Genomic DNA, 10,256 nt, shown 5'->3' with positions numbered 1-10,256 from the left:
ACCGCGGCCGCCGCTCCCCCGCCGCCGGGCACGGTGAGCCCCGGGGCGGCGCTTCGGCGGCGGCGGCCGGGCCGGGCAAACCCGCTGGCAGCAAACGGGGCGACACGACATGATGCGATCGGGCGTCCCTGTGCGGGCGCCCGTGCGCCGTCGTACCGGGAACTCCCGGCTCCTGCGACGGCGGCTCCCGAACCCGGACAGGAGTGCAATGCCGGAGACACCCACCACGGCCCGCACCGGGGCCGTCGACCCGCTCTTCCTCGCCCTTCCGCTGCGCACTCTCGCGGACGCGGCCCTGGCACGGGCGCGAGCGCTGGGCGCGAGCCACGCCGACTTCCGCCTGGAGCGGATCCGCAGCGCCTCGTGGCGGCTGCGCGACGCGCGTCCCGCAGGCTCGTCCGACGGCGTGCAGCTGGGCTTCGCCGTCCGGGTGGTGCTGGGAGGCGCGTGGGGCTTCGCGGCCGGGGTGGACCTGACGCCGGAGGCGGCGGCCCGGGTGGCGGAGCAGGCGGTGGCGGTGGCCCGGCTGTCCTCGCAGGTGAGCGCGGCGGCGGGTGGCAACGACCTGGTGGAGCTGGCCGAGGAGCCGGTCTACCCGGACGCGGTGTGGACCTCCTCCTACGAGATCAACCCGTTCGCGGTGCCGGACGCGGAGAAGACCGCGCTGCTCGCCGACTGGAGCCGGCGGCTGCTGGACGCGGACGGCGTCTCCCATGTGGACGCCTCGCTGCTGACCGTCCAGGAGAACAAGTTCTACGCGGACACCGCGGGCACCGTCACCACCCAGCAGCGCATCCGGCTGCACCCGGTGCTGGAGGCCGTGTCGGTGGACGAGCGCACCGGCGCCTTCGACTCGATGCGCTCCATCGCGCCGCCCGCCGGCCGCGGCTGGGAGTATCTGCGCGGCACCGGCTGGGACTGGGACCGGGAGATCGCCGAGATCCCCGAGCTGCTGGCGGAGAAGATGCGGGCGCCGAGCGTCCAGGCGGGCCGCTACGACCTGGTGGTCGACCCGTCCAACCTCTGGCTGACCATCCATGAGTCGATCGGCCACGCCACCGAGCTGGACCGGGCGCTCGGCTACGAGGCCGCGTACGCGGGCACCTCCTTCGCCACCTTCGACAAGCTGGGCAGCCTGCGGTACGGCTCCGAGATCATGCACGTCACCGGCGACCGCACCGCCGAGCACGGCCTGGCCACCGTGGGCTGGGACGACGAGGGTGTGCAGACCCAGTCCTGGGACCTGGTGAAGGACGGGGTGCTGGTCGGCTACCAGCTCGACCGGCGCATCGCCCGGCTCAAGGACCTGGGCCGCTCCAACGGCTGCGCCTTCGCCGACTCCCCCTCGCACGTCCCGGTGCAGCGGATGGCCAACGTCTCGCTGCAGCCGGCCGTGGGCGGCCCCGACACCGAGGGCCTGATCGCCGGGGTGGAGGACGGCGTCTACATCGTCGGGGACCGCTCCTGGTCCATCGACATGCAGCGCTACAACTTCCAGTTCACCGGGCAGCGTTTCTACCGGATCAGGAACGGCCGGCTGGCCGGGCAGCTCAAGGACGTGGCGTACCAGGCCACCACCACCGACTTCTGGGGCTCCATGGAGGCCGTCGGCGGCCCGCAGACCTATGTCCTCGGCGGCGCCTTCAACTGCGGCAAGGCCCAGCCCGGGCAGACCGCCGCGGTCAGCCACGGCTGCCCGTCCGCGCTCTTCCGCAACGTCAATGTGCTCAACACCCAGCAGGAGGCGGGTCGCTGATGCAGTCCACCCACGGCACCGCGCCGCACGAGATCGTCGAGCGCGCGCTGGAACTCTCCCGCGCCGACGGCTGCGTGGTGATCGCCGACGAGGAGTCCTCGGCCAACCTGCGCTGGGCCGGCAACGCCCTCACCACCAACGGGGTCACCCGCAGCCGCACCCTCACGGTGATCGCCACCGTGGACGGCGCCGAGGGCACGGCCTCGGGGGTGGTCTCCCGGGAGGCCGTCACCGCAGCCGAGGTGGAGTCGCTGGTACGGGCCGCCGAGGCCGCCGCCCGCGACGCCGGCCCCGCGGAGGACGCCCGGCCGCTGGTCGGCGGGGGACGCGTCGATTCCGGCTTCACCGCCGCCCCGGCCGAGACCGACATCGGCGTCTTCGCCGACTTCGCTCCGGCCCTCGGTGAGGCCTTCGCCCGCTCCCGGGACGGCGGCCGGCTGCTCTACGGCTTCGCCCGGCACGAGCTGACCTCCACCTATCTGGGCACCTCCACCGGCCTGCGGCTGCGGCACGACCAGCCCACCGGCACCGTGGAGTTCAACGCCAAGACCGCCGACCTGGCGGCCTCCGCCTGGGCCGGGGCCGCGACCCGGGACTTCCGTGACGTGGACGCCGCCGCCCTGCAGCAGGAGGTGGCGCAGCGCCTGGAGTGGGGCAAGCGGCGGATCGACCTGCCCGCCGGGCGGTACGAGACCCTGCTGCCGCCGTCCGCGGTCGCCGACCTGATGGTCTACCTCGGCTGGTCGATGGGCGGCCGGGACGCCGCCGAGGGCCGCACCGTCTTCAGCAGGCCCGGCGGCGGCACCCGGCTGGGCGAGCAGCTGACCCCGCTGCCGCTGACGCTGCGCTCCGACCCCGCGGAGCGCGGCCTGGAGGCGTCGCCGTTCGTCATCGCGCACTCCTCCGGCGGGGACCAGTCGGCGTTCGACAACGGGCAGCCGCTGGCGGCGACCGACTGGATCCGCGACGGACGGCTGGCCAACCTGCTGACCACCAGGCACTCCGCCGAGCTGACCGGCCTCCCGCTGGCCCCCGCGGTGGACAACCTGGTGCTGGAGACCGCCGACCAGGCCGCCGCCCCCACCCTGGAGGAGATGGCGGCGCGTACCGAGCGCGGGCTGCTGCTCACCTGCCTCTGGTACATCCGCGAGGTCGACCCGGCGACGCTGCTGCTCACCGGTCTCACCCGGGACGGCGTCTACCTGGTGGAGGGCGGCGAGGTGGTGGGCGCGGTGAACAACTTCCGCTTCAACGAGTCGCCGGTGGACCTGCTGGGCCGGATCACCGAGGTGGGCCGCACCGAGCGCTGCCTGCCCCGCGAGTGGGGCGACTGGTTCACCCGGGCCGCGATGCCGCCGGTACGCGTCCCGGACTTCAACATGAGCTCGGTCAGCCAGGCCTCGTAGGCCGCGCCGGCCGGGCCCGGGCCCGAGGGGGGCATTCCATGGACGAACGGGAGACCGTGCGGGTCTCCAGGCACCTCAGCCGGGTGCTGCGCCACGACCCGGCGGCCGCCGGGATCACTCTGGACGCCGCCGGCTGGGTGGCAGTCGAGGAGCTGCTGGCCGGGCTCGCCCGGCGGGGCCGGACGCTCTCCCGGGAGCAGCTGGACCATGTGGTGGCCACCAACAACAAGCAGCGGTTCGCCTACTCCGAGGACGGCCTGCGGATCCGGGCCAGCCAGGGTCACTCGGTCACCGTCGACCTGGGGCTGGCACCGGCCGAGCCGCCGCCGGTGCTGTACCACGGCACCGCCTCGCGCACCCTGGCGGCGGTGCTGCGTGAGGGGCTGCGGCCGATGTCCCGGCAGCACGTCCATCTCTCCGCCGACCGGGAGACCGCGACCCGGGTCGGTGCCCGGCACGGACGTCCGGTGGTGCTGGCGGTGGACACGGCGGGCATGCGGGCGGCCGGCCATCTCTTCCGGGTGAGCGCCAACGGGGTCTGGCTGGCGGACGCGGTGCCGCCGGAGTTCCTCTCGACCGGCTGACGACAGAGCGAGGGGCCCGGCGGCCTGTGCCGTCCGGGCCCCTCGTACCGCCGCCGGTCAGCTGCGGCGCCTGCCCGCCCACATCGGGGTGACCAGGCCGATCAGCACCGCCGCCACGCCGATCTGCAGGATGTGCCGCAGCCAGTCGATACCCGAGGTGTCCCGCACTCCGAAGGCGCTGGCCAGGGCGTTGCCCACCAGACCGCCGATGATGCCGAGGATGATGGTCAGCCAGAGCGGGATCGGCTGGCGACCGGGCAGTACCAGCTTGGCGAGCAGCCCGATGATCAGGCCGGCGATGATGGCCCATACGAACGTCATGGTCTCTCCCTCTCCCGCTCCCGCCCGGTCCGGCGCCGGGGCGCACCAGGCATCTGCCCTCGGTGGACGGCCGTTACTCCCTGCAGTTGCCGACAGGGCCGGGGGGTGCTCTCGTGACCTCGCCCCGCACGGCGTACCGTGGGGACAAAGGCGGAGATCAGGGCGGCGATGGGTGATGGGGAAGAGCATCCGGCGTGGCGAGGTGATCCGGATCACCGGGGCGCGGGCGAGTCTGACCGACGATGTGCGGGGCAGGCAGCGGCGCTACATCATCTCCATGTCGATTCGCACACTCTGCGTGATCCTCGCAGTGGTGCTGTGGAATGTGGAGCGTCCGCTGGCGGTGATCGCCCTGGTGGGCGGTGCGGTGCTGCCGTACATCGCCGTGGTGGTCGCCAACGCGGGTCGCGAGAACGCGCCGGGGCTGCCCGGCAGCTTCGTCGGGGAGCAGCCCAAGCCGATGATCGGGCCGGCACCCGACCCGGAACCCGGCCAGGAGCCCCGTCCGGAACCCGTGACGCTGGTCGGCGAGGCCGAGGAGCGGCGGCAGGAGCGGACCTGAGCCGAATCCTCAGAGGAAGCTCAAATCAATAGGGGGGTTCCGTGCCCGTGCGGACCTCTCGCCGTGCCATACTGCTCACGCGCTCCGCATCCCCCGTCGGGGCGATGGACCGACGCCGGGCGGCTCCCCCCGTGGCTGCCCGGCGTCGCCATGTCCGGAGGGTGGGAGACTGGCCGTGAGACCGTTCCCACGCCGTCAGGACACGCGATGAGCACCCCCCAGCAGCCGCATCCCCTTCTCGCCTTCCCCGGCGCCGACGGCCCCGGCGGTGCGCCGGTCTGCTCGGCCAAGGGGTGCCGCGAGGCCGCCGTGTGGGTGCTGGCCTGGAACAACCCCAAGCTGCACACCCCGGACCGCCGCAAGACCTGGCTGGCCTGCGAGGAGCACCGCGAGCACCTGTCCGGGTTCCTCGGCGTGCGGGGGTTCCTCAAGGACGTGGTGGCGCTCTCCGAGTGGGCGGACTGAACGTCCCACCCGGGTGGAACGGGGAGCGCCCCGGCAGGCCGCGCGCGGCCTGGGCGCACGCTCCCGGCGTACGGCCCCGGGCGCTCAGCCGCCGATGGCCGACATCGGACGGTCGGGCTGGAGGAAGTCGGGGTTGTCGATACCGGCCCCGGCCTTCTTGCCCCACATCGCCGTCCGCCACAGCGCCGCGATCTCGCCGTCGGATCCGCCGTCCCGCAGGGCGGTGCGCAGATCGGTCTCCTCCCGGGCGAACAGGCAGTTGCGGACCTGGCCGTCGGCGGTCAGCCGGGTACGGTCGCAGGCGCGGCAGAAGGGCCGGGTGACGGAGGCGATCACCCCGACCCTGGCCGGGCCGCCGTCCACCAGCCAGCGCTCCGCCGGGGCGGCGCCGCGCCGGGCCGCGGGCTCGGGGGTGAGGGTGAACCGGGTGGCCAGGCGCTCCAGGATCTCCTCCGCGGTGACCATGGAGGAGCGGTCCCAGCCGTGCTGGGCGTCCAGCGGCATCTGCTCGATGAAGCGCAGCTCGTACCCGCGTTCCAGGCACCAGGCCAGCAGGTCGGGCGCCTCCTGGTCGTTGACCCCGCGCATCAGCACCGTGTTGACCTTCACCGGAGTGAGCCCGGCCTCCTCGGCCGCGGCCATGCCGCTGAGCACGTCGGAGTGGCGGTGCCGGCGGGTGAGGCGGGCGAAGGCCTCGGGGTCGAGGGTGTCCAGGGAGACGTTGACCCGGTCGAGGCCGGCGTCGCGCAGCGCCGCGGCGGTGCGGCCGAGCCCGATGCCGTTGGTGGTGAGGGAGAGCTCGGGGCGCGGCTCCAGGGCGGCGCACTCGGCCACGATGCCCACCAGGCCGGGCCGCAGCAGCGGCTCGCCGCCGGTGAAGCGGACCTCGCTGACGCCCAGGTCGGTGACGGCGATGCGTACCAGGCGGACGATCTCCTCGTCGGTGAGCAGCTGCGGCTTGGCCAGCCACTGCAGTCCCTCCTCGGGCATGCAGTAGGTGCAGCGCAGATTGCAGCGGTCGGTCAGCGACACGCGCAGATCGACGGCTGTGCGGCCGAAGGAGTCGACGAGAACGGTGGCCACCTCCCCTGTCCTGGCCCCAGCTTAGTCGCCGGGCCGGACAGGGGAGGCCGCCGTCCGTACCGGACCGGTCAGTGGGCGCCGAGACCGGTCAGGGAGCGCACCTCCAGTTCGGCGTACTTGGCCGGGTCCGCGGCCTCCTTGGAGAGCAGGGTGCCCAGCCAGCCCAGCAGGAAGCCCACCGGGATGGAGACCAGGCCGGGGTTCTCCAGCGGGAACCAGGCGAAGTCCGAACCGGGGAAGAGCGACGTGGGCTTGCCGGAGACCACCGGGGAGAAGACCACCAGCAGGACCGAGACGGCCAGGCCCCCGTAGATGGAGCAGACCGCCCCCGTGGTGGTGAACCGCTTCCAGAAGAGGCTGTAGAGCAGGGTCGGCAGATTGGCCGAGGCGGCCACCGCGAAGGCCAGCGCCACCAGGGCGGCGGCGTTGAGCTTGTCCGCGAAGATGGAGAGCAGGATGGCCACGGCGCCGATCACCACGGCGGCGATCTTGGCCGCTCCCACCTCCTCCTTCTCCCCCGCCTTGCCGCGCCGGATCACATTGGCCCACAGGTCGTGGGCGAAGGACGCGGAGGACGCCAGGGTGAGCCCGGCCACCACGGCCAGGATGGTGGCGAAGGCCACCGCGGAGATCACCGCGAGCAGGATGGCGCCGCCGGTGGAGCCAGCGCCGCCCCCGACCTCCTGCGCCAGCAGCGGCGCCGCGGTGTTCCCGGCCGCGTTGGAGGTCTTGATGGCCTCGGGGCCCACCAGCGCGGCCGCACCGAAGCCCAGCGCCAGGGTCATCAGATAGAAGCCGCCGATGATGCCGATGGCCCAGATCACCGACTTGCGGGCGGCGCGGGCGGTGGGGACGGTGTAGAAGCGGACCAGGATGTGCGGCAGGCCCGCGGTGCCCAGCACCAGGGCGACGGCCAGCGAGATGAAGTCCAGCTTGGTGGTGCCGCTGACGCCGTACTTCAGTCCGGGTTCCAGGAAGGCCGAGCCCTTGCCGCTGGCGTCGGAGGCGGCGCCCAGCAGGGTCGAGGGGTTGAAGTGGTACTTGGCCAGCACCAGGATCGTGATCAGCAGCGTGCCGGCGATCAGCATCACCGCCTTGACGATCTGCACCCAGGTGGTGCCCTTCATCCCGCCGATGGCGACATAGAGCACCATCAGCGCGCCCACCCCGACGATGGTCCACTGCTTGGGTGCGTCACCGGTGACCCCCAGCAGCAGAGCCACCAGGGAGCCCGCGCCGACCATCTGGGCCAGCAGGTAGAAGATCGACACCACGATGGTGGAGATGCCCGCCGCGGTGCGCACCGGGCGCTGGCGCATCCGGAAGGCCAGCACGTCGGCCATGGTGTAGCGGCCGGAGTTGCGCAGCGGTTCGGCGACCAGCAGCAGGGCGACCAGCCAGGCGACCAGGAAGCCGATGGAGTAGAGGAAGCCGTCGTAGCCGAAGAGGGCGATGGCGCCGGCGATGCCCAGGAAGGACGCGGCGGACATGTAGTCGCCGGAGATGGCCAGGCCGTTCTGGAAGCCGCTGAAGGAGCGGCCGCCGGCGTAGAAGTCGGTGGCGTCCTTGGTCTGGCGGCCCGCCCAGACGGTGATTCCCAGGGTGATCAGCACGAAGACGCTGAACAGGGTGATCGTCAGTCCGCGGTGCTCGGTGGCCGCGGAGGCGGCGAGCAGGGTGTCGGCGCTCACTGTGCGGCCTCCCGGATCGCGGTGGCGGGCGGATCGAGGCGGCGGGCGGCGTGCCGGGAGTACAGCCAGGCGATGACGAAGGTGGTGACGAACTGCAGCAGGCCCATCACCAGCGCCACATTGATGTGGCCGACCACGGTGGTCCCCATGAACCCGGGGGCGTAGCTGGACAGCAGGACGTAGAGCAGGTACCAGGCGATGAAGGCGACGGTGAGGGGGAAGGCGAAGCCGCGGAAGGCCCTGCGCAGACCGCGGAACTCCGCCCCCTCCTCGATGCGCTGGATCACTTGTGGGTCGGCTGGCGCGGGAGCGGACGGTGGGGCGTCCGGTTGCGGGGTGATGTCCACGAGGATCTCTCCTGACGTCGGCGTCGGGGTGAGGGACCGTGTGCGGAAGCGAAGCGGCGCACCGGAGTGTGACGTGCGCCACTTCTTTACGCTTCCTTGTACATCCGCCGCATGACGCGCCGTTAAACCCCCCGCGCACAACCCCCGTCAGAGCCTGATCCGGACCTTCAGCGCGGAGCGGTCGTCCATCGCCCGGTAGCCGTCCGGGACGCCGTCCAGGTCGACGGTGCGGTCGAAGACCGGGGAGGGGTCGATCCGCCCGGCGAGCACGTCCGCCAGCAGTTCGGGGATGTAGGCGCGGGCGGGTGCGACGCCTCCGCGCAGCGCCACGTTGCGGTTGAACATCTGGCCGATGTCGACGCCGGCGCTGCCTCCGTGCGGCACGCCGACATAGCCGACCGCACCGCCGTCGCGGGCGATGGAGAGCGCGGTGCGCATCGACTGCTCGGTGCCCACCGCCTCCAGCACCGCATGCGCACCCTGACCACCCGTCAGCTCCCTGACCGCGGCCACCGCTTCGTCCCCGCGCTCGGCGACCACGTCGGTGGCACCGAAGGAGCGGGCGATCTCGGTACGGACCTGGTGGCGGCCGAGCGCCACGATCCGCTCGGCGCCCAGCCGCCGGGCGGCCAGCACCCCGCACAGCCCCACCGCGCCGTCGCCGACCACCGCCACCGTGGAGCCGGGGCGGACCCCGGCGGCCAGCGCCGCGTGATGCCCGGTGGCCATCACGTCGGAGAGCGCCAGCAGGGCGGTCAGCAGCCGGTCGTCGGAGGCCGCCTCCGCCGGCAGGCCCACCAGGGTGCCGTCGGCGAAGGGGACCCGCACGGCCTCGCCCTGGCCGCCGTCGGAGCCCGGTTCGCCCCAGAAGCCGCCGTGCGGGCAGGAGGTCTGCAGGCCCTCGCGGCAGAAGTCGCAGACACCGTCGGACCAGACGAAGGGGGCGACCACCAGATCGCCCGGGCGCACGGTGGAGACCTCGGAGCCGACCTCCTCCACCACGCCGAGGAACTCATGGCCGATCCGCTGCCCGGGCTGCCGGGCGGCCACCCCGCGGTACGCCCACAGGTCGCTGCCGCAGATACAGGCGAGGACCACCCGCACCACGGCGTCGGTGGGGTGGCGGACCGCGGCGTCCGGCACCTCCTCGACGCGGATGTCCTGGGGGCCATGGATCACGGTGGCGCGCATCGCGGGGTTTCCTTTGCGGAGGTGTCTGCCGGGGAGCGGCCGGGCGCGTCCGCTGCTGACGGGGCCCGGCGGGGCGGGGCGGCACGGGTGACGCCGCCCCGCCGAACACCCTATTGCGGGAGGTTCCGGACAGCATCACGCACCCCGCGCGGTGACGACACGGTGATCATCCGGTCACTGTCGGCGGTTGCCCTTATGGTGATCCATCATGCACGCGCTCCAGCCCCCGGACGGGGAGGCCCAGTGGTCCGCTCCCTTCGCCTGTCCGCCGCCGCCCGACTGGCCCGCCGCCTACCCCGAGGGGTATGCGGTGGTCGACGTGGAGACCACCGGGCTCGGGCGCACCGACCGCATCGTCTCCGCCGCCGTCTACCGGCTGGACGGGCGCGGCGAGGTGGTCGACCACTGGTACAGCCCGGTCAATCCGGAGCGTGACCCGGGTCCGGTGTGGATCCACGGGCTCACCAGCGAGATGCTGGAGGGCGCGCCGACCTTCCCCGAGGTGGCGGAGGAACTGGCCGAGCGGCTCGCCGGCCGGGTGCTGGTGGCGCACAACGCACTCTTCGACTGGAACATGATCGCCCATGAGTTCCGCAGGATGGGCGGCACCGCCCCGGTCCGGCAGCGGCTCTGCACCATCGTGCTCTCCAGGGACCTGCAGCTGCCGCTGCCCAACCACAAGCTGGAGTCGCTGGCCGCGCACTTCGGGGTGCGGCAGCAGCGGGCCCACCACGCGCTGGACGACGCCCGGGTGCTGGCCGAGGCGTTCCGCCCCAGTCTGCGGCTGGCCGCGTCGGCGGGCCTGGACCTGCCGCTGACCACCTGTGTGCCGCCGGTGGACTCCCCCGGC

At 73.0% G+C, this 10,256-nt stretch carries 11 protein-coding genes; 6 read left to right on the top strand and 5 right to left on the bottom strand.

Annotated features, from left to right (window positions below):
- Positions 1-208 precede the first annotated feature (208 nt).
- From AOK09_RS00390 to AOK09_RS00380, 3 genes are read left to right on the top strand one after another with little or no spacing between them, the layout of a single operon-like run.
- Positions 209-1,756 (top strand): TldD/PmbA family protein, encoded by a 1,548-nt coding sequence (locus AOK09_RS00390; protein WP_055585048.1) that lies wholly within the window; start codon positions 209-211, stop codon positions 1,754-1,756.
- Entirely contained in the window at positions 1,756-3,162 is a 1,407-nt protein-coding gene (locus AOK09_RS00385) for a metallopeptidase TldD-related protein (protein ID WP_055585047.1), read from the top strand. Before AOK09_RS00390 ends, AOK09_RS00385 begins: the two co-directional genes overlap by 1 nt.
- 38 nt (positions 3,163-3,200) lie before the next feature.
- On the top strand, positions 3,201-3,746 hold the full coding sequence (locus AOK09_RS00380; RefSeq protein ID WP_055585046.1) for an RNA 2'-phosphotransferase: 546 nt from the start codon (positions 3,201-3,203) through the stop codon (positions 3,744-3,746).
- Between the two features lie 57 nt (positions 3,747-3,803).
- On the opposite strand, the gene AOK09_RS00375 is transcribed toward AOK09_RS00380, so the two are convergent.
- Positions 3,804-4,067, bottom strand: a complete 264-nt coding sequence (locus AOK09_RS00375) for a GlsB/YeaQ/YmgE family stress response membrane protein (protein ID WP_055585045.1) — start codon at positions 4,065-4,067, stop codon at positions 3,804-3,806.
- Positions 4,068-4,242: 175 nt separating this feature from the next.
- Here AOK09_RS00375 and AOK09_RS00370 point away from each other — a divergent pair, with 175 nt between their 5' ends.
- Together AOK09_RS00370 and AOK09_RS00365 are read left to right on the top strand one after the other, a co-directional pair.
- Positions 4,243-4,629: a DUF3099 domain-containing protein gene (locus AOK09_RS00370; protein WP_055585044.1), complete on the top strand. Its 387-nt coding sequence runs from the start codon at positions 4,243-4,245 to the stop codon at positions 4,627-4,629.
- Between the two features lie 207 nt (positions 4,630-4,836).
- Positions 4,837-5,094, top strand: coding sequence for a hypothetical protein (locus AOK09_RS00365; protein ID WP_055585043.1), 258 nt, complete (start codon positions 4,837-4,839; stop codon positions 5,092-5,094).
- Between the two features lie 84 nt (positions 5,095-5,178).
- Here the strand turns inward: AOK09_RS00365 and moaA are convergent, their stop codons facing one another.
- From moaA to AOK09_RS00345, 4 genes are all read right to left on the bottom strand, one after another.
- On the bottom strand, positions 5,179-6,177 hold the full coding sequence (gene moaA / locus AOK09_RS00360; protein ID WP_055585042.1) for a GTP 3',8-cyclase MoaA: 999 nt from the start codon (positions 6,175-6,177) through the stop codon (positions 5,179-5,181).
- A 68-nt stretch (positions 6,178-6,245) separates the two neighbouring features.
- Entirely contained in the window at positions 6,246-7,868 is a 1,623-nt protein-coding gene (locus tag AOK09_RS00355; protein WP_055585041.1) for a solute symporter family protein, read from the bottom strand.
- Positions 7,865-8,221: a DUF485 domain-containing protein gene (locus AOK09_RS00350; RefSeq protein WP_107101194.1), complete on the bottom strand. Its 357-nt coding sequence runs from the start codon at positions 8,219-8,221 to the stop codon at positions 7,865-7,867. The genes AOK09_RS00355 and AOK09_RS00350 overlap by 4 nt, the downstream gene beginning before the upstream one ends.
- A gap of 141 nt (positions 8,222-8,362) precedes the next feature.
- The gene (locus AOK09_RS00345) at positions 8,363-9,406 is read right to left on the bottom strand and encodes a zinc-dependent alcohol dehydrogenase family protein (RefSeq protein WP_055585040.1); all 1,044 of its coding nucleotides are present in this window, start codon (positions 9,404-9,406) and stop codon (positions 8,363-8,365) included.
- A gap of 208 nt (positions 9,407-9,614) precedes the next feature.
- Between AOK09_RS00345 and AOK09_RS00340 the strand changes: the two genes are divergently transcribed.
- A partial coding sequence (locus AOK09_RS00340; protein WP_175609245.1) for an exonuclease domain-containing protein occupies positions 9,615-10,256 on the top strand: 642 nt, incomplete at its 3' end.

Origin of the sequence: Peterkaempfera griseoplana (genome assembly GCF_001418575.1) — a bacterium.
GTDB classification, from domain to species: domain Bacteria; phylum Actinomycetota; class Actinomycetes; order Streptomycetales; family Streptomycetaceae; genus Peterkaempfera; species Peterkaempfera griseoplana.
The sequence above is the reverse complement of the archived record's forward strand: the minus strand, read 5'-3'. Positions and strand labels throughout refer to the sequence as shown.

Coding starts and splice junctions, on each gene's coding strand:
- AOK09_RS00370 (WP_055585044.1), top strand. CDS start 4,243: ATGGGGAAGAGCATCCGGCGTGGCGAGGTGATCCGGATCACCGGGGCG.
- AOK09_RS00365 (WP_055585043.1), top strand. CDS start 4,837: ATGAGCACCCCCCAGCAGCCGCATCCCCTTCTCGCCTTCCCCGGCGCC.
- AOK09_RS00345 (WP_055585040.1), bottom strand. CDS start 9,406: ATGCGCGCCACCGTGATCCATGGCCCCCAGGACATCCGCGTCGAGGAG.
- AOK09_RS00380 (WP_055585046.1), top strand. CDS start 3,201: ATGGACGAACGGGAGACCGTGCGGGTCTCCAGGCACCTCAGCCGGGTG.
- AOK09_RS00385 (WP_055585047.1), top strand. CDS start 1,756: ATGCAGTCCACCCACGGCACCGCGCCGCACGAGATCGTCGAGCGCGCG.
- AOK09_RS00390 (WP_055585048.1), top strand. CDS start 209: ATGCCGGAGACACCCACCACGGCCCGCACCGGGGCCGTCGACCCGCTC.
- AOK09_RS00375 (WP_055585045.1), bottom strand. CDS start 4,067: ATGACGTTCGTATGGGCCATCATCGCCGGCCTGATCATCGGGCTGCTC.